The following is an 18,801-nucleotide window of genomic DNA, read 5'->3' as shown; positions in this document are numbered from 1 at the left end:
AGCCTCCTTGAAGCATGTATCAGCATTAATCACCTCAGGAGCTGAACGTACCACCATTGGATTTAGAATCTACATTTTTCATTTGTTCAGGGTATCCGTAAGTACCGTGCTCACTGATATCCAGACCCATTGTTTCTTCTTCTTCAGTAACACGGATGCCCATGATCGCTTTCATTCCGCCCAGGATAATGAAGGACATTACCAGTACGAAGGCAAAAGCACCTGCCAGACCAAGAAGCTGTACGCCCAATTGGTGGAATCCACCGCCATAGAACAGACCCGCTTGACCTACACCCGCATGCTCAGCAAGTTCTGGTGTAGCGAACAAACCTGTGGAGATTGCTCCCCACATACCAGCAACACCGTGTACGGAGAAAGCGTAGATTGGATCGTCGATTCCTTTACGATCGAAGTACTGTGCTGTGAAGAATGTGATAACACCAGCCAAAGCACCGATAACCAGAGCTGCCCAAGGTTCAACGAAGGCACAAGCACCTGTAATTGCAACGAGTGCCGCAAGCACACCGTTCAACATGCTAGGAATATCGGACTTGCCAAGAACTGCCCATGAAATCAACAGTGCAGCAACACCACCTGCTGCAGCAGCTACGTTAGTAGTCAATGCAACATAACCAAAGAATCCATCGTCCAAGGCAGTTAACGTACTACCTGGGTTAAATCCGAACCAACCGATCCAGAGGATAATTACCCCGAGTACGGAATACACTTGGTTGTGACCTGGAATGATGTTAGGTTTGCCGTCTTTGTTGTACTTACCAATACGTGGTTTCAACAAGATGGTCGCTACCAAAGCTGCAGTCGCACCAGTCAAGTGAACAACCGTCGATCCTGCAAAGTCTTGCATACCCAGCTCAGCCAACCAGCCGCCGCCCCATACCCAGTGAGCAACAACCGGATACATGATAATGGTATAAAGTGTACCGAAAACAATATATACGCTCATCTTTGCACGTTCAGCCATACCACCGCAGGCAATGGCCAGAGATACCGCCGCAAAAGCGAGGTGGAATACGAATTTAACAGTCAGTGGAACATCGGAGAAAGCCAGTGATTCGAAGGAAGCAGCCATCTTGTCACCGCTCAGGAAGAATCCTGTTGTTCCAAAGAAGCTGTTACCATTACCGAAACCAAGACCGAAGCCCAAAGCCCAGAAGGCAATAACTGAAATTCCCAATGTCAGGATGGTCTTACCCGCAATGTGTCCTGCATTCTTCATTCGTGTTGAACCCGCTTCAAGTAAAGCAAATCCCCCTTGCATCAAGAACACTAGTACAACAGCCAGAAACGTAAAGGCTGAGTTCAAACCACTTTGAAGTTCAATGTTAGTCGGCCCCTCCGCAGCTGCGAATGCACTGACCGGAAAAGCGAATAAAGTAAGCATTACTAACACGGAAACCAACCATTTCTTTCTCATATACCCCACTCCCTCTTATGTTAAGTTTCTTCACATATCGTGAAACTCTTAATGTCATTATAAGCAGAAGAGAGGAAAGTTGACAAGAGTATTTTCATCAAATCTGAAAATTATTTCTGGGAATAAAGTCATGCGTCTTTTTCTTGCACTTAAGTACATAATCACATTCTATGAGCACATAGATATAGAAATGAAGTATGCTGATTACCAAAGCATAACGTTTGACTGTACGGTTAAAGATCATGTATCATACTTATTAGTAAGAAAAATTGGGCGTAGTATATAAATTCGCAAGCGGAAACTACAATTCCCTACATTTGAACTTGCAAGCGAGGTGAATATCATTGGGGATATGAAACTTTTTCGGATTGGCGAACTTGCCAAGACCGCTGGTGTTAGTGAACGGACGATTGATTATTACACGAAGCTTGGACTGATCGCTCCCGAAGAACGTACACAAAAAAATTATCGTCTCTATAGTAATGAAACTTTAACCAGGCTTGAACGTATTGTACAGATGAAACAAGAGAAGTATAGTCTCGACGAGATTAAGCAATCTCTTGAGAAGTGGCGTCTGGTTAGTACGGAAGAACAAGTTGCCAGCAAATTGACAACATTGGAGCTTCATGTGCAACAACTTGAGCGAGAGGTTAACGAACTCAAACCGCTACTCGGGGAGATGAAACCTGTACAAGCACGCAAGATGATGGCAGGACTACTTACCAAAAGTGCCGGTACAATGGAGGCACTGAAAATCTTGCTTGAGAACACCATGATGTAGCTTATTATTAGAAAGCGGAGGAATGAATATGAGTTTTAATAACGGTATGTTCGTATTGATCATTATCGCCTTTTTGCTCTCTTTATGGGCGCAATTTCGCGTTAAAGGTACTTTCAGACGTTGGTCAGAGGTACCGAACCAGAATGGAATCACCGGCTACGATGCAGCTCGCCAGATGCTTGACGCTAACGGCCTGCATGATGTTCCAATTGAGCCAGTACGTGGCACACTGTCTGATCACTACGATCCGATCAATCGGGTTGTACGCTTATCGGAACCAGTATATTATGAAAACTCAATCTCAGCTGTTTCGGTAGCGTGTCATGAAGTTGGTCACGCCATTCAGCATAAAGAAAGTTATCCCATGCTGGCACTGCGTCACCGGATCTTCCCAATTGTGAACTTTGCATCCGGATTAGCTCCGTTCTTGCTGATTGCAGGATTCCTCTTCAATGCCATGAACCTTGTAGGTATCGGTATCATCTTCTTCTCCGTAACTGTCGCGTTCCAACTTATCACATTGCCGGTTGAGTTTAACGCCAGCAATCGCGCAAGAGAAATTATGGTATCTGAAGGTTATATCCGCAATGAAGAAGAAAAAGGTGTTGCTAAAGTCCTGAATGCCGCAGCTTTGACTTATGTCGCTGCAGCCTTGATCTCACTGCTTGAATTGATCCGTTACATCGGAATCTTCAACAATCGCGATTAATTTCAATCTCCATAACACAAAAACAATACCCCACCGTTAATCGGATGGGGTATTGTTTTGTTGTAAACCGAAATAATGAAGCAAGAATGAACGAAAGGACTGGGCAACTAGCGGCAGTTTGTCATCTGCACGGTGAATTAACCCGATGGTGCGTGTTACTTTGGGATGAGAGATGGCCACATGTGCCGGCTGCAAGGGGTTCGTCTGGAATAACGCCATCTCAGGCAACAGACTGACCCCCATGCCCGCAGCGACCAATCCACGGATCGTGTCGGTCTCTTCACCTTCAAAAGCGATCTTGGGTGTAAAACCGGCTTCCAGACATGCATGCCACACAATAGGACGAAGAGAATAACCTTTGCTGAATAATACGAACTTATCATCCTTGAGCTGTTCGAGCGCAATCGTCTCCTCACCAGCTAACGGATGATTCGGAGGAAGAATGGCATGTAACTCTTCCGTGAGTACAATATCCCCATCCACTTGATCATGCTTCTCCGGAAAAGGAGATATGAATGCCAAGTCTACCTCTCCTGATAACACATCACGAATGAGTGTAGGAAACATCCCTTGCTTGAATCTGAACTTTACGTTAGGATAACGCTGACGGAAAGCAGCCACAACGGAAGGAATGAGATGAATCCCCAGGCTATGCGGAAATCCAATTCGAATCTCCCCATGCTCAGGGTCCAGAAACTCATGAACTTCCCCGACCGCCTTATCCAGATCTTTCAATATGCCTTCAATCCGTTTGCAAAAAAGCTGTCCCACTGCAGTCAACTGCAAGTTTCGCCCCTTTTGCATAAAAAGATCCACGCCCAGCTCTTCTTCCAGCTGATGAATCTGACGACTCACCGCCGACTGTGCCACATGCAACTCTTCAGCAGCCTGTGTTACATGTTCCTTCTGTGCCACTTTCAAAAAGTAATGCAACTGTCTTAATTCCACTCGCCTGATCGCTCCAATCTGTTATACCCTACTTATCCTTGATTGCATTCCATCTTGAGAACGTTCTGACTACCGCTTTAAACTGCGGGGTTTCCACAATCTGATCAACAGTCCATAAATAAAGAATCCACCCAGCAATCCGCCTAAATGAGCCATCCAGTTGATGCCTGACATGGCGAAGGAGAATATAATCCCGAACACAAGCAGAGTGTACATCGTTTTGCGCGAAGCCTCATCCATCATGGTGCGCTGGAACAGCGCGACATACAGGAATGCACCATAGACGGCATAGATCGCTCCTGAAGCACCTACCGAGATGGTGATGCTCCCAATCGAGTTGTACCAAGCAACAGCAAGAATATTACCCAATATGCCGCCACCCAGATACAAGACACCATACCTTACCGACCCTAGCAGTCGCTCCATTGGTGGTGCAAACACAATTAAGGCAAAACTGTTAAACAATAAATGACTGAAGCCCGCATGCAGAAAGATGGATGTAATGTAACGCCACCACTCATCTGCGAACAGTTCATAATTCGTGAGTGCCCCAAATTTCAGCAGCACCATATTGTTCGTTGATCCACCGTTCACCGTTAACACAATGAACATGACTACATTGGCAATTAAAAAAAGCGACGTCAAAGGGAAATACTTCAGATAACCTTTCCAGTTCTCATAGCGAATAAATATCATAAATTTCTTCTTTCACTCCACCCTGTTCAGATCGGACTTACATCTCTGATCCATCGTAATGGTACATGCCCGAATTGGACAATGCCTTTCATAAAAGATTATAATGGATTTTGGCACGGATCACCAATTTATAAGGAGGAACATTATTATGACACAAGAACGTACTGGCGCAGCCACATTTAAGGGCAACCCTATTACATTGATCGGACCCGAATTGAAAGTGGGCGATCAAGCACCCGATTTCACACTGAGCAAGAACCTGGTTGAAGATGCATCCCTGAAAGACTTCGCAGGCAAAATCAAATTAATCAGCGTTGTTCCTTCCCTGGATACTGGCGTATGCGATGCGCAAACTCGTCGTTTCAATGTTGAAGCTGGAGAACTCGGAGACAATGTTGTTGTCTTGACAGTAAGTGTTGACCTTCCGTTCGCTCAAGCCCGTTGGTGCGGAGCAGCTGGCGTTGACCACGTAGTAACATTGTCAGACTACAAAACACGTTCTTTCGGTGAAGACTATGGCGTTCTGATCAAAGAATTCCAGTTGGACATGCGATCCATTTTTGTGGTGGATGCTGAAGACCGGATTACATATGTGGAGTATCTGCCTGAAATGACAGACTCCCCTAACTTCGAGCAAGCGATTGCTGCTGTAAAAGCTTTGCTGTAGAAGTTATCATACGTTCAGAACAAAAGCGAGGAAGGTTAACCTTCTCTCGCTTTTTGTTATTCATCATCTATTTCAATCATTTGCTTTATACTTGCTCAGCTTTTTATCCAGTACAGAGAATAAGTTCATAATCGTCCGATAGTTAGAGCCCAAGTCTCCAAGTGAACCACGGGAAGCAGAATACATATCCACCGCACTGCGAACAGGACTTACCGAGATAATGGAAACTGTAATGTCCATCGTCCGTCCAAAGGTAGTCCGCTTCTCCAGTATAACTTCTCCAACAGAAGGCACTTCGTGCAGCACTTTATACCCTGGAATCTTTTTGAGTGTCGAAGAAACCTCTTCCCAGGCTCTGTCTTTGGATAAGTTATAGTACCGTGTTTTTAATTTGGGATCCTTGGCTCGATCGCTGGTTCCCTCCATGCTGCGGATGATACCGACGAGCGTTCTCTTTAAGGTCAAGACCCTTCCTCCTTTGAATGTAACCGTTCCATTTATGTATCTTAGTGTAACATTGTTCAAGTAGTAACAAAAGGGTAAGCATCATATTTATCACAAAACCAATCAAAACCATTCATCACAACATAAAAACACCCTGAAATTCCTTCAAAAGAGGAAAAGTCAGGGTGCTGTACATGAAAATTTAGGAACCCGCCTATGCCGTCCGGCTACATTGTCTTATGAACCTGCTTGGCAGGTGGGTGACCGCAAAAATGCTTTTTGAAGTCCCCATGTCGTATAGACAGGGCTTTTCAGTAACATTCTGTGTTGATCTCCCGAAGACATCATCATTGGTTCAAAACAACGAATAACCGAAACGTACATCGCAGGATGTACAATTATTATATCCCTAACTGTGTAAAAAGTAAATGGCGATCCATCATGTTTTATTTTTGCAGTGTAATGTTTTTGTCGTCTGATGACTCAGATGCTTCACCGTTCTCTGCTGATTTCTCAGCCAGCGCAGCGGCTTCCTCTTCTTCTTTCTTCAACTGCATCTTCTCCATCTGCTCCTGCATTTTGTTGAAAGTTGCGTAGAAGTTAAAGAAAGCAAACCAGGCGATGATACTAATAATGAAGAAGATGAACAAGACCGGATAACGGAAACCGATGTAGAACAACAATCCGCTTCCCAGCAATGTGGAGAATACACGGAAAGGTCTGATCAGCGTTAGCAATACCGCATTTTTGATAATGAGCCCGATGGACATATGGTAGTGTACAACCATCGAGAAAAAGTTAAAGAGTGATACAAATAACAAGAGAAGCAGCACAAGCATAATGATTCCCACGAGCTGCATGTTGCGGAACTGCGTCATGTACACCGTATAATCCAGATACATAATCGCGAACAGCAGCGTGTAAAAAATGCCTCCAATCAAACTTTGCTTGTAGTTTTCCTTGTAACCTACAAAGAAAGTACGGAAGATCGGCACATCCGTGTCGCCCATATTCCATTTACGAACAACCGTAAACAGCGCCGAAGTCGCCGGGAACAGTGTAAGCGGTGCCACAATGGCTATAGCCCAGTTCATTTGCAATGATTCGTTGGCGAGGTTCTGCTGCATCACGAGCAGTTTCATAATCAAGAAAAACAAGAACGGAGACGAACAAATAGCCCACAACAGATTGGTTGCGGCCAGTCTCGTAATCCACTCTGTAAGCCGGTAGATCCCACCCATAGCTCCTTTAAATTCCAAACATTTCTCCTCCTCCGCAGCCTTGCGTATTACCTGAAGTCTAATATTAATATACCTTATTATAGATAGGAAAAGCCAGTACTTCCCGAAAAGAGATCAGCTATGCCCTTGACCAGCGCTTTTGATAGTGAGCAAAAGACAGAACAACCTTTTGAAAATAAAAAAATGGAGCAGTTGCCTGCTCCATTTTCCAGTTCATACGTTTATATTACTCGAAAGAAGAATCTTTCGCTGGACGACGTCCTTCGTTGTTGCTTGGACGCGGTTTGCGGTCACGGTTGTAACCACCTTCTCTGCTTCCACCGCCAGTGCTGCTGCCGCTGTTACGATCACGGTTGTAGCCACCACGTCCGCCGCCACTGCTGTTGCGATCACGGTTGTAGCCACCACCACTGCCGCTACCACTGCTGCGGTTACCGCTGTAGCCAGATGGTTTACGTCCGCCTGAGCGAACATCCGGTTTACGACGCTTAGCACGGATCGGATCTTCAGGAGTAAGGTCAACTTGAGCGTCTTTTTTGTCACCTGTCAGGAGCTTCAGAGCAGCCGACAACAGTTGAACAGAATCATATTGCTCAAGCATTTGAATCGCGATACCTTTGTATTCGTTCAGTTCGCCAGATTGTACGATTTCCAGCAAGCGCTCTGCCGTCAAACGTTGTTTGCCTTCAACCGCTTCTGCCATTGTTGGCAGTGGTTTACGTGGAATACGGTGACGTGTTACACGCTCGATGAAGTGCAAGTGATCAATCTCACGCGGTGTAACGAAGGACCATGCAGCACCCTCTTTACCTGCACGACCTGTACGACCGATACGGTGAACATAGCTCTCCGGATCTTGCGGAAGGTCAAAGTTTACAACGTGAGTTACGCCGGATACATCGAGACCACGTGCAGCTACGTCTGTTGCAACGAGTACATCAATGCTACCGTCACGGAACTTACGCATTACTGTATCACGTTGGTTCTGGGAAAGGTCACCATGGAGACCATCAGCAGAATATCCACGTTTTTGCAAAGCTTCAGCCAATTCATCAACACGACGTTTAGTACGTCCGAATACGATCGCCAGTTCAGGAGATTCCATATCCAGCAAACGGCTAAGTGCTTCGAATTTTTGACGCTCAGGTACTTCAATGTAAGCTTGGTCGATCAATGGCGCACTAACTTGTTTAGGAATTACAGATACGTGCTCAGGATTGTTCAAGAATTGTTGAGCCAATTTTTGAATGTTAGGAGGCATTGTTGCTGAGAACAGCATCGTTTGACGCTCGTCTGGTACTTGTTTCAGGATAGATTGAATATCCTCCATGAAACCCATGTCGAGCATTTCATCTGCTTCATCCAATACAACAGTTTGTACATCATCAAGTTTGATTGTTTTGCGGTTGATGTGGTCAAGGAGACGTCCAGGTGTACCAATGATAATCTGTGGTTTTCTTTTCAGTGCACGAATCTGACGAACGATATCTTGTCCGCCGTAGATTGGCAGGGAGCGCAGACCTTTGAAGCGAGTAAGTTTTTCGATCTCTTCAGCAACTTGGATTGCAAGTTCACGTGTAGGTGCCATAATGAGGGCGCGGATTTTTTCGTCACTTTTCGTGATTTTGCTGATCAACGGAATACCGAATGCAGCTGTTTTACCCGTACCCGTTTGTGCTTGACCAATCAAGTCTCTGCCTTCGAGTGCCAAAGGAATCGCTTTGGATTGGATCGGTGTTGCTTCTTCAAACCCGAGCTCAGTGATGGCTTGCAGCACCAGTGGTTCAAGATTGAAATCTGTGAAGTTTAAATTTGTCAAAATTATTCATGCTCCTTTTATATGGTGGACATGGTGGACAATCCACTTTGTTGTCTGTATTCTTAAGTAGCGTTAATATTTATAGGGTATCCCAACTGGGCGAATTATTTTCACGAACGATTATAATTCCATGAATGGGTCCCCAATATAAGACTAAAACTACATACATGTGTTTGAAACATTTCAAATTAAATCGTTCCATTTGGGAAAAGTTTCCTACTCAAGAATATCCACAAATCATTATATCACAAAACAATTCAAGATTACCAGCAATCTGGTTTTAAATATAAATGAGGTGATTAAATTGCCCAAAATAATTTGGCACTCTTTAGTGATCATTTTGGGTGCTGCAGCTATTGCCTGCGGCTTTAACTGGTTTTTGGTCCCCCATCAGCTTTTAAGCGGCGGGGTGTCCGGTATTTCAATGCTTCTGGGTTATTTTACAACGTTGAATCTTAGTATAATGTATTTTGTTCTTAACATTCCCCTGCTCATTGCAGGTTGGTTTATTCTTGGACGTCGTTTCATTACATTAAGTATTCTCTCGGTAGCAGCCACTTCTTGGTTCATCGCGCTTCTGCCTGTTTTTGCTGTGGCTACAGACCCTTTGTTAAGCTCTGTATTTGGTGGTGTGCTTATTGGACTGGGCACTGGCGTTTCCTTCAGAGTCGGCGGCTCCACAGGCGGTCTGGACATTGTCGGTTCCATTTTCACACGTAATCGAGACTTTCCGATTGGTACAGTAATGGCCGGCATGAACGGTGCAATCATTTTGCTTGCAGGATATCTGAGTGATAACTGGAATATAGCTCTGGCCTCCATGGTATCCATCTATATTACAGGCAAGGTGCTGGATCTGATCCACATCAGTCACGTCAAAGTAACACTGTACATTATTACCAACGAAACCGAAGCCATGTTGGGAAAATTACTGGTTCGGCCTCGCGGAGTTACCAAAATCAAGACTCAAGGGGCATACACGGATATTGAAAAGGACATGCTCATGACCGTTACAACCCGTTACGAATTGGTTGAAATCAAACGTATTATCAAGGAAACAGATCCAAAAGCCTTTGTTAACATTGTGGAAACGGTTGGTGTTATGGGTTCATTCCGCAGAAGTTGAGACACATGTACGGTTAACAATTCACAACATTGTGGTATAATAACGGTGTACGGCTCCTAAATATGTTGTATAGCAGGTTCAACCCTTCAATTTTCACAGGCCATATGCTTTCCCGAATCGCGCCGAATGACTTACCATTTTGGAATTCGAGTAGGAAAGGGTGATTAATGTGGATATGGAAACGGTAAAACTGTTTGAGATTGTCAACAGATGGTGCCCGGAAATGCTCCCTTTCTTGAAACCGAATGAACTCGACTCACTGATTGTCCTCCGGGATGGGCTGGGCATCCTGGAACAGGGAGACGCAATGGAAATCATTCAGTACAGTATTTGTGAGCATCAAAATGAGATTTACATTCAATAATTTTTTAGATTGATCGCGCCGCTTCTTGCTGGGGATTTCCTCAGCAGGAAGCGGTTTTCATTTTTTCCATGTGTTTCATTACTTGATTAATATGGTTAAAAGCCCAGAGGCTTTAATGTATAATTCATACATGGAATGCACATAAGGGAGTGGAAATGAATGAACATGTTTTGGGCTTTACTGGCTATGGCCTTTGGAAGCTTTGGTGGTGCCCCCGCAGTGGCGGACCAGGGAAATCCCCAGTTCCAATCGTTAACCAACAGTTTCAACACCGCAATTATCCAATCTCAAAAAGATCAGGTCGTTATTGATGCCGATAATCCACCTGCCAAAATCGATCCACAACCTGACGCACCCGTGGTCAAAGGTATTTATGTAACGGCCTACAGCGCCGGCGGCGCACGTATGAATGAATTGCTGGATCTGACAGACAGTACAGAACTGAATGCCATGGTCATCGATATCAAAGACGATCTCGGATACATAACTTATCCCACAGAAAACAAAGCGCTACAGAAAATGGGCAAATCGCAACCCTTTATTCGCGATATCGATGCCTTGATGAAACGATTACAAAAACACGAGGTCTACCCCATTGCACGTGTCGTTGTATTCAAAGACACCATTCTTGCCAAGAAGAATCCAGAGCTTTCCTTCCGAAACAAGGATGGATCCGTTTGGGCGAATGGCAAGGGCGATAGCTTCGTGAATCCGTACAGCAAGGAAGTATGGGACTACAATATTGAGATTGCCAAGGAAGCGGCCAAACTTGGTTTCAAAGAGATACAGTTTGACTATGTTCGTTTCCCGGAAGGGTTCGAAACTCGTGCCGATGTACTGAAATATACCAAATCCGACAAGTCACGCGTCGATGTTGTGGCTGAATTCGTGCAATATGCACGTAAGGAACTGGCACCGCTAGGTGTTCGTGTCTCGGTTGATATTTTTGGTTATGCAGCTTCTGTACCTGCGGCTGAAGGTATTGGACAGGACTTTGTTAAAATATCGGAAAATGTGGATGTCATCTCACCCATGGTATACCCGAGTCACTATTCAACTGGCTGGTATGGGGTAAAGGACCCTGACAAAGATCCTTACACGACCATCAAGGGCTCGATGCAAGACACACACAAGAAACTGGACCCTACGAAGGATCTCAAACCCGTCATTCGTCCGTGGATCCAGGACTTCACAGCAAGCTGGCTGGGCAGTGGACATTATATCAAGTATGGCAAGAAACAAGTGGAGGACCAGATTAGAGCAATGAAAGACATGGATGTGCATGAATATCTGCTCTGGAATGCCTCCAACCGATACACGTCAGGTGTACAATATAAGTAATCCGCACTCTTTCATATTTCTGTATTCATCCAACCTTGTTCCGCTTGAAGCGGAGCGAGGTTTTTTTGGTGCTGATTTTTTTCTGTACACCCCTACTCTGCTTCTGTCCCTATTCAAACTCAACAAAATCCACTACAATAAATAGCTGTCCATATATGACACTTGGATGACATCTCTTTAGAATAGCGAGGCACTGCCAGTGAACATGAACACAACAAGCTTTTCACAAAAAGTGAAGCAATTCCTGATTATATTTTTGCCCATCTTCACCACTCAAATCGCCCTCTCGGCCATGTCGTTCTTCGACACGAATATGTCAGGCAAGTTTTCCCCGGCCGACCTTGCAGGCGTTGCAATCGGTACAAGTCTGTGGATGCCGGTTCAAACTGGACTAAGTGGGATTTTAATCGGTATAACACCTGTCGTTTCACATCTGTTAGGTTCCAAACGTAATGATCAGATCGGGTATAACGTCATACAGGCGTTGTATCTCGGAATTGCGGTCAGTCTCGTCGTTATCGGAGCTGGGGCGTTGTTACTTGGTCCTATACTAAACGGAATGCCTCTGGAACCCCGAGTTGCCCAAGTCGCCTTCTATTTTCTGTGTGCACTCGCTTTTGGCATTATCCCACTCTTCGGATATACGGTGCTGCGCAGCTTCATGGATGCACTCGGCCAGACGCGGACTACGATGTTCATTACGTTAGTCTCTCTCCCCGTTAACATCTTTTTGAATTATTTGCTGATATTCGGCCGTTGGGGTTTCCCTCAATTGGGCGGTGTTGGTGCTGGAGTCGCTACAGCTTGTACGTACTGGCTCATTTTTCTCATTAGTCTCTTTTTTGTGCATCGGGTCGAACCTTTCGCCAAATACGGTATTTTCCGTCAATGGACCCGTGTATCCTTGGCGAAGTGGAAAGAGTTACTCAAGATTGGTGTGCCGATTGGATTCGCGACTTTTTTTGAAACGTCCATCTTCGCTGCTGTAACTTTAATGATGAGCCGTTTTGACACCACAACGATCGCTGCCCATCAGGCGGCACTGAACTTCGCTTCTACGCTCTACATGTTGCCTGTGAGCATATGTATGGCTCTTACGATCCTTGTGGGCTTTGAAGCAGGTGCAGGACGTCTGAGAGACGCCAAACAATACAGCCTGCTTGGAATTGGTGGAGCCATCGGGCTTTCACTACTGACAGCTATTGTGTTGATTGTGTTTGGCGAACAGATTGCAGGCGTATATTCAAACGATCGAGAGGTCATTGCACTTACGCAACATTTCCTCATCTACGCGATCTTCTTTCAGATCTCGGATGCAATTGCCACACCGACCCAAGGAGCATTGCGTGGCTACAAAGATGTTAATCCCGCACTGATTATTACGTTCGTTGCGTATTGGATCATTGGTCTGCCTGTAGGTTATTTTACAGCTACGTATACTTCACTTGGCGCCTTTGGATATTGGATCGGACTCATTGCCGGGCTCGCTGTAGGAGCAACAGCGCTTCTCTGGAGACTCTTCCTGGTACAAAAACAAGCCGCACTCCGCAAGGCGTAGCATCGTTGTACTAAATCCTGAAAACAACAAAAAGAGCACAATCCTCGTCCATAGGGGATTGTGCTCTTTGCTTATGAATCGAATTATTGGGACAAACGTTGTGCAAGCTCGTAAGTCTCCATATCGAAATCTTTTTTCGTGTTAACCACTTTATCGATATCCGTCAGGGTAAGCTCACCCTTGATAATGCCACAACCTTTGTCAGTCTCGCCTGCAATCAGACTGCGAACAGCGAAGTCGCCCAGACGGCTTGCCAGGTTACGGTCGAAAGGTGTTGGCGTACCGCCACGCTGAATGTGACCCAGAACGGTTACACGCGGCTCATACGTCGGGCAACGTTCCATCAATTCTTTCGCTACATCCTCACCCTTGCCCACGCCTTCAGCAACGATGATAATACTGTGACGTTTACCGTGTGCAAAGTTGGCTTTCATGCGATCTGCCACTTCGTCCATGTCAAACGGGACTTCTGGAACAAGAATCGTTTCAGCGCCCGAAGCAAGTCCGGCATGCAGAGCGATATCACCACAGTGACGACCCATAACTTCAACGATGGAAGAACGTTCGTGTGAAGACATTGTGTCACGCAATTTGTTCACCGCATCAACCACTACGCTTACAGCTGTATCGAATCCGATCGTATAGTCAGTGAATGAAATGTCGTTATCAATGGTTCCTGGCAGACCCATGGTGTTAATACCCAGCTTGCTCAGTTTGTTCGCTCCGTTGTAGGAACCATCTCCACCGATAACAACCAGACCGTCAATGCCACGCGCACGCAGAATGTCCGCCCCTTTTTGCTGACCTTCAGCGGTGTAGAACTCTTTGCAACGTGCCGATTGAAGAACCGTTCCCCCACGTTGAATGATATCCCCTACACTACGCAAATCCATTGGGAAAATGTCATTATTCAAAAGACCCTGGTATCCACGTTGGACTCCGTACACTTCGAGACCGTGAAACAGTCCGCTGCGAACAACCGCACGAACAGCTGCGTTCATCCCCTGTGAATCACCACCGCTCGTTAATACTGCGATTTTCTTTACTGCTGTCATGATGTTTCTTCCTCCTCTAGTTTCACTTCAGGCTCCGCAACAACACACCTGACTTACATATTTTTCCGTATCCAGCGACTGAAAATGAAGAAAAATATTCTTGTCATTGGACTATTCTTCATCAGACGTTTGGACACGACGCGAACTTCCTGCTGTTCGCTGACTTTGGGATCAGACAGGTAAATGGCAATTAGTCCTTCGATGATCATCCGGTGAAAGGAGCTTCCCGGAATCTTCTGCACATCGCTGCGTGCCATCTCCACAATAAAAGCAATTCGGTCCAGCATTGTCTCAACATTCTCATAATAGTTGCAGAAGTTGAGATCTCCCCCGATGCGGTCCTCATCCTGATCAATTAAGTAATCGAGCATAATGTGCAATGCGCATACATGTGGGAAGTAGGCCGTGTGGATCGAGGCCGCTTGCTCTTCGGTCAACTGATCGTCACTCGCAGCCAAAAACAGCATGAATACGCCCAGTGTAGAGCCAGTTGCAGCAGCAAATTCGTTCCAACGAAACTGAGGTGTGCGATGACGGTGCTCCGACCACCATTCGAGCAGTGCCGTTTCTCTCAGTTCCGGCTTGATATGCTTATATACCTGCAGGTCCGTGTATAGGCCTGCCAGATCCTGAATTTGGGGCTTGGCGGACGCATAGCCTGGTAACTGACGGGTCAGTTCCTGACATGTGGTCACCAGATTCCGCAGATATCCACCGTCATCCTGCTCCTCACGGAGGGCATAATAATTGACGGGAATTGCTTCGGGATCTACCGCATCAAGCATGGATTGATGGAGAAGACGAAAGTCATCCGGGTCCATCGAGGTGCTGCGGTCGCACAGATTGTCCAAATAATCACTAATAGTTTGATATGAAACGATCAGCGGAATCAGAATGTGTCTGTTGGGCAAATCAGCTAAAGCGTAGACGGTTCCGCCTTCACAGTGAAACTGCTTATCCTTCAGACTGGCAAGTGCCTGTGTACGCAATTCCTCATTCGGAATCGTCTCAGCTTGGGCACGCCATCCATTCAATGCCTTCCGTGTTTCCGGAATGGTGTATTTGTACACCCCTCTCATCAATGCCAGCGGTCCACGCGGATATTGATGACGTTTTCGATTTGATTGGCTCAAAATAAATGTGCCTCCACTTGGTTGAATACGTATTAGAGCGATTTTTAACCATTCCTATTATAATATGATCCCCTTAATTGTACAAATGATCTGCCGCATATTCCGCACAAAAAATCGCATCGGCGTTCAAAGCTTTGTGATATACTAGGCATATTTCATCCATCAAAGGAGTCGTTGACATGTCGTCAAGTGAATCACTTTCGTGGAGACGGTTATTTTCTTTTTTTGTGCCACTTGGCATTTCCGCCTCTCTCGTCACCATTTCTCACGTCATTATAAACAGCACATTAGCACGTTCCGCTCATCCCGAGACGGTTATTGCCAGCTATGCTATCGCCGGTAGCTTGTTAACCCTCACCGAACGCCCCTCCACCCTGCTGCGGCAAACCTGTTCCGCACTGGTTCGCGATCGCCTTTCCTTTCAGGCCCTCACGTTTGTGACCAAAATATTTCTTGCCTGTGTACTTCTCATCGGTTTTCTCATCGTTTACTCTCCTGTAGGTACTGGGGTATTCAAATACCTGTTTGGTGTTAGTCCGGATCTGCTGAACAAAGTCATCGATGTATATGAAATCCTCATGTATGTGAGTATCTTTTCGGTGATCCGCAACATTTATCAAGGGATCATCATTACGAATAACCGAACCAAGTGGTTAACAATTGGCATGGTATTCCGTTTAGCCGGCATGTATGGACTATCCCTGTATTTCATATATACAGACAGCATTGACAGCGGACGTGTAGGCGCTATCATTTTTGCTGCTGGCATGATGATTGAAGCGCTGGTCAGCTTTTTGGAGGGAAACAGCATCAAGCGCAAGATGCCCGCCAAGCTAGAGGATCATCCCGTCGAGAGCAAGGGAGACGTATTTCGCTTTTATAAGCCGCTGTTGTTATCCAGCTTTGTCGCGCTGTTTATAGGACCGGTCATTAACATCGTACTTGGCAAAACGACCGGGATTGCACTAGCCATTTCTTCCTTTGCCATAGCAAGCAGTCTGATGCAGTTAATGCTAAGCTTTTTTACATACATCCATCAGATCGTGCTTAATTTCTACCTTGTAGACGCCAAACTGGTACGGAAATTCGCGCTTGTCACCGGATTTATCCCGTTTGCAATGACGGTGTCGATTGCCTATACCCCCCTGGGACCATGGGTATTCGAAAATGTCATGAGCGTGCAGGGTGAATTGTTGGAACAAAGTCTCTGGACACTGCGTGCGTTCGTCTTATTTCCGCTGATCTTCCCTTTTCTGGATTTCAGCAATGGCATCATTCTTCTCCGCGGTCAGACGAAAACGATGTTTCGTTCACAAACGGCGAATGCCATCTGCACGGTAATTGTGCTGCTTATTCTTGTTAGTATTTTTCCTGCCTGGAACGGCATGATTGGTGCTGTTGCCCAATCCCTTGGCCTGCTCGCCGAACTTATCATTGTCTGGCTTGTTATCCGGCGTACGCAGCAAGAACCTACAATGTCCGTGCCGTCTACCAGTAAATCATCATCCCTGAAAGGGTAATAAAATCATTGAACTGTTATCAGGATTGGAGTCTCTCATCATGAAATTAAGTCACAACGCCCGCCCGGATCAGAACTGGCTGCGGGCTCTCATGTTCACCATCTTCGGTTCCACCGTTCTGGTGGTATCCTATTTCCAGCTTTACTTTAGTCATCTGGGCTTTAGCCGGGCGGAGATCGGTTACCTTTACGGAATCGGGCCCCTCATCTCTGTGTTTTCCAATATGTTTTGGAGCATGGCCAGCGACCGCTACCAAACGGTGCGCAAAGTGATGATCATTCTGCTTGGTGGTCAATTGATTACAGGTATCATGCTCGCCAATGCAACGACTTTCGGTCAGGTATTTGTACTCGTGACCCTGTTTTACTTTTTCTATTATCCGGTCTATCCACTCTCCGATACGATGGCTATCACAACAGCCAGCAAGTATGGTCGAAATTTCACTTCCATTCGAGTCTTCGGATCGATCGGGTATGCCTTCTTCGCATTAAGTATCGGGTACTTCCTTGGATCTTTTGGTCCAGGATGGACGATCTGGGTTTGTGTCGGTCTCGCTGCGACAACATTACTTATCAGTTTTCAATTGAAGGATCAACCTTCGGGAAGTAGTAGTAAAATGGATCTTTCGGGGCTATGGGCTATTTTGAAACGCAGAGATGTGCTCACCTTTTTTGGCTGTGTATTTTTGCTAGCCATGGGACATCGGATGAACGAAGCTTTTCTTACCATCACGCTAAAAGAGCTGGGTGCCAGCGAGGGGCTGATCGGTTGGTCTTTGCTGATCTCTTCCGTAAGTGAGATCCCCATATTCCTGCTGCTTAGCAAGTATGGAAACCGGTATAAAGAACTGCCGCTTATTGCTTTTGCTGCACTGATGTATACGGTTCGTTTGCTTCTCATGTCCATATCCGATACACCTGCAGCTGTCGTTGCCATTCAGACGATGCACAGCGTTACCTTCGGTATTTTCTACGTTACCGCTGTCCGCTACATCATTCGCCTTGTTCCCGACAGCTACAGAGCTACAGGTATGGCTTTGTTCACTATCGTGTGGTCCAGTGCCTCGGGATTGCTAAGTGGCACGTTGGGCGGACTGATACTGGAACATGCAGGCAGACAAACCTTCTATCTCACCGCCATGGCTTTCTCCCTGGTTGCCCTGATCGGTTTCGGATTAAAGTTATGGTCCAGCATGACTCATCGTGCGTCTTGAAAACACAGGGAACCCACACCGTATGCAACGGATATTCGCACCCAAAATGTAGAATCAAAAAAAGCACAGCCTCCCTTGAGGGGACTGTGCTTGGGTTCTTAATATTCAGCTATTAATTTATCATGTATAAGAAGTCCGTTAGCCGGATAAATTCTTACAGTTTGTTTACGTTAGCTGCTTGAGGACCACGGTTTCCATCAGTGATTTCGAATTCTACCGCTTGACCTTCTTCCAATGTTTTGAAGCCGTCTCCTTGGATTGCGGAGAAATGTACGAATACGTCCTCGCCGCCTTCAACTGAAATAAAGCCATAGCCTTTTTCTGCGTTAAACCATTTAACTGTACCTTTCAAATGAAAAACCTCCTAAAAATATCGCCATCTATGGCGAATACCCTTATTATACTGTATGGGCTTCCAATTTGCAATTTATCTTTCCATAAATGTCGAAAAAATTTGCTTTGAATCGTAGGGTACGGTATCATTTTACCAAAACCGTTAGTTTGGAGACTACCTATGATAAAAAAACATGAAATATACAAAACAGACAAGTGGAATATGATGACTGTAGAAGTTCAGGGCAAATATCTCGTACTGCGAGAAATTTCGGAAGAGTGGGGCGAAGAATGCCATACTTTCCTTAGCCGTCCTGCGTTAATGCACTGGGCTGAACGCCGTTTCCCAAAAGCAGATTTTGAGAACCGTGAGGATGAATGGCGTCAATTGATGGCTGCCTTCAAAGGGGTCTAACCC

At 45.7% G+C, this 18,801-nt stretch carries 19 protein-coding genes and 1 other RNA gene; 10 read left to right on the top strand and 10 right to left on the bottom strand.

All coding sequences use genetic code 11. From position 1 onward, the window contains the following. Positions 1–34: 34 nt before the first annotated feature. On the bottom strand, positions 35–1,435 hold the full coding sequence (locus PAHA3_RS04500) for an ammonium transporter (protein ID WP_062833649.1): 1,401 nt from the start codon (positions 1,433–1,435) through the stop codon (positions 35–37). A gap of 352 nt (positions 1,436–1,787) precedes the next feature. Here PAHA3_RS04500 and PAHA3_RS04495 point away from each other — a divergent pair, with 352 nt between their 5' ends. Both PAHA3_RS04495 and PAHA3_RS04490 read left to right on the top strand, forming a co-directional pair. Continuing rightward, positions 1,788–2,216, top strand: coding sequence for a MerR family transcriptional regulator (locus PAHA3_RS04495; RefSeq protein ID WP_017689377.1), 429 nt, complete (start codon positions 1,788–1,790; stop codon positions 2,214–2,216). Between the two features lie 28 nt (positions 2,217–2,244). After that, the gene (locus tag PAHA3_RS04490; RefSeq protein ID WP_062833648.1) at positions 2,245–2,925 is read left to right on the top strand and encodes a zinc metallopeptidase; all 681 of its coding nucleotides are present in this window, start codon (positions 2,245–2,247) and stop codon (positions 2,923–2,925) included. A 36-nt stretch (positions 2,926–2,961) separates the two neighbouring features. On the opposite strand, the gene PAHA3_RS04485 is transcribed toward PAHA3_RS04490, so the two are convergent. Together PAHA3_RS04485 and PAHA3_RS04480 are read right to left on the bottom strand one after the other, a co-directional pair. Beyond that, positions 2,962–3,873 (bottom strand): LysR family transcriptional regulator, encoded by a 912-nt coding sequence (locus tag PAHA3_RS04485; RefSeq protein ID WP_062833647.1) that lies wholly within the window; start codon positions 3,871–3,873, stop codon positions 2,962–2,964. A gap of 69 nt (positions 3,874–3,942) precedes the next feature. Continuing rightward, positions 3,943–4,569, bottom strand: a complete 627-nt coding sequence (locus PAHA3_RS04480) for a rhomboid family intramembrane serine protease (RefSeq protein ID WP_062833646.1) — start codon at positions 4,567–4,569, stop codon at positions 3,943–3,945. A gap of 148 nt (positions 4,570–4,717) precedes the next feature. Here PAHA3_RS04480 and tpx point away from each other — a divergent pair, with 148 nt between their 5' ends. Further along, complete coding sequence (gene tpx, locus PAHA3_RS04475) at positions 4,718–5,236, top strand: thiol peroxidase (RefSeq protein ID WP_062833645.1); 519 nt, start codon at positions 4,718–4,720, stop codon at positions 5,234–5,236. 72 nt (positions 5,237–5,308) lie between these two features. Here the strand turns inward: tpx and PAHA3_RS04470 are convergent, their stop codons facing one another. From PAHA3_RS04470 to PAHA3_RS04455, 4 genes are all read right to left on the bottom strand, one after another. Next, the gene (locus tag PAHA3_RS04470) at positions 5,309–5,701 is read right to left on the bottom strand and encodes a DUF1499 domain-containing protein (RefSeq protein WP_017689382.1); all 393 of its coding nucleotides are present in this window, start codon (positions 5,699–5,701) and stop codon (positions 5,309–5,311) included. A gap of 182 nt (positions 5,702–5,883) precedes the next feature. Beyond that, positions 5,884–6,075, bottom strand: a non-coding RNA gene (gene ssrS / locus PAHA3_RS04465) — 6S RNA. 51 nt (positions 6,076–6,126) lie between these two features. Then, positions 6,127–6,939, bottom strand: coding sequence for a YesL family protein (locus PAHA3_RS04460; RefSeq protein WP_062833644.1), 813 nt, complete (start codon positions 6,937–6,939; stop codon positions 6,127–6,129). 208 nt (positions 6,940–7,147) lie between these two features. Beyond that, positions 7,148–8,740, bottom strand: coding sequence for a DEAD/DEAH box helicase (locus tag PAHA3_RS04455; protein ID WP_062833643.1), 1,593 nt, complete (start codon positions 8,738–8,740; stop codon positions 7,148–7,150). A gap of 304 nt (positions 8,741–9,044) precedes the next feature. Here PAHA3_RS04455 and PAHA3_RS04450 point away from each other — a divergent pair, with 304 nt between their 5' ends. From PAHA3_RS04450 to PAHA3_RS04435, 4 genes are all read left to right on the top strand, one after another. Then, complete coding sequence (locus PAHA3_RS04450; RefSeq protein WP_062833642.1) at positions 9,045–9,866, top strand: YitT family protein; 822 nt, start codon at positions 9,045–9,047, stop codon at positions 9,864–9,866. Positions 9,867–10,041: 175 nt separating this feature from the next. Beyond that, positions 10,042–10,230 (top strand): hypothetical protein, encoded by a 189-nt coding sequence (locus PAHA3_RS04445; RefSeq protein ID WP_029880762.1) that lies wholly within the window; start codon positions 10,042–10,044, stop codon positions 10,228–10,230. Positions 10,231–10,389: 159 nt separating this feature from the next. Next, positions 10,390–11,571: a putative glycoside hydrolase gene (locus PAHA3_RS04440; RefSeq protein WP_062833641.1), complete on the top strand. Its 1,182-nt coding sequence runs from the start codon at positions 10,390–10,392 to the stop codon at positions 11,569–11,571. 205 nt (positions 11,572–11,776) lie between these two features. Beyond that, positions 11,777–13,129 (top strand): MATE family efflux transporter, encoded by a 1,353-nt coding sequence (locus PAHA3_RS04435; RefSeq protein ID WP_062835972.1) that lies wholly within the window; start codon positions 11,777–11,779, stop codon positions 13,127–13,129. An 83-nt stretch (positions 13,130–13,212) separates the two neighbouring features. Here the strand turns inward: PAHA3_RS04435 and pfkA are convergent, their stop codons facing one another. Together pfkA and PAHA3_RS04425 are read right to left on the bottom strand one after the other, a co-directional pair. Beyond that, the gene (pfkA, locus tag PAHA3_RS04430) at positions 13,213–14,184 is read right to left on the bottom strand and encodes a 6-phosphofructokinase (RefSeq protein ID WP_062833640.1); all 972 of its coding nucleotides are present in this window, start codon (positions 14,182–14,184) and stop codon (positions 13,213–13,215) included. A 53-nt stretch (positions 14,185–14,237) separates the two neighbouring features. Next, entirely contained in the window at positions 14,238–15,317 is a 1,080-nt protein-coding gene (locus PAHA3_RS04425) for a tetraprenyl-beta-curcumene synthase family protein (protein WP_201028068.1), read from the bottom strand. 179 nt (positions 15,318–15,496) lie between these two features. On the opposite strand from PAHA3_RS04425, the gene PAHA3_RS04420 reads away from it, so the two are divergent. Together PAHA3_RS04420 and PAHA3_RS04415 are read left to right on the top strand one after the other, a co-directional pair. Then, positions 15,497–16,837, top strand: coding sequence for a hypothetical protein (locus tag PAHA3_RS04420; protein WP_062833639.1), 1,341 nt, complete (start codon positions 15,497–15,499; stop codon positions 16,835–16,837). Between the two features lie 40 nt (positions 16,838–16,877). Continuing rightward, a complete protein-coding gene (locus PAHA3_RS04415) occupies positions 16,878–18,050 on the top strand; it encodes an MFS transporter (protein WP_062833638.1) in 1,173 nt (390 codons plus the stop codon). Between the two features lie 154 nt (positions 18,051–18,204). On the opposite strand, the gene PAHA3_RS04410 is transcribed toward PAHA3_RS04415, so the two are convergent. Beyond that, positions 18,205–18,402 (bottom strand): cold shock domain-containing protein, encoded by a 198-nt coding sequence (locus PAHA3_RS04410; protein ID WP_017689394.1) that lies wholly within the window; start codon positions 18,400–18,402, stop codon positions 18,205–18,207. Between the two features lie 162 nt (positions 18,403–18,564). Here PAHA3_RS04410 and PAHA3_RS04405 point away from each other — a divergent pair, with 162 nt between their 5' ends. Next, complete coding sequence (locus PAHA3_RS04405) at positions 18,565–18,798, top strand: hypothetical protein (RefSeq protein WP_017689395.1); 234 nt, start codon at positions 18,565–18,567, stop codon at positions 18,796–18,798. Positions 18,799–18,801: the final 3 nt, after the last annotated feature.

It is taken from the genome of Paenibacillus amylolyticus, from assembly GCF_001570725.1.
Lineage (GTDB): Bacteria > Bacillota > Bacilli > Paenibacillales > Paenibacillaceae > Paenibacillus > Paenibacillus amylolyticus_A.
The sequence above is the reverse complement of the archived record's forward strand: the minus strand, read 5'-3'. Positions and strand labels throughout refer to the sequence as shown.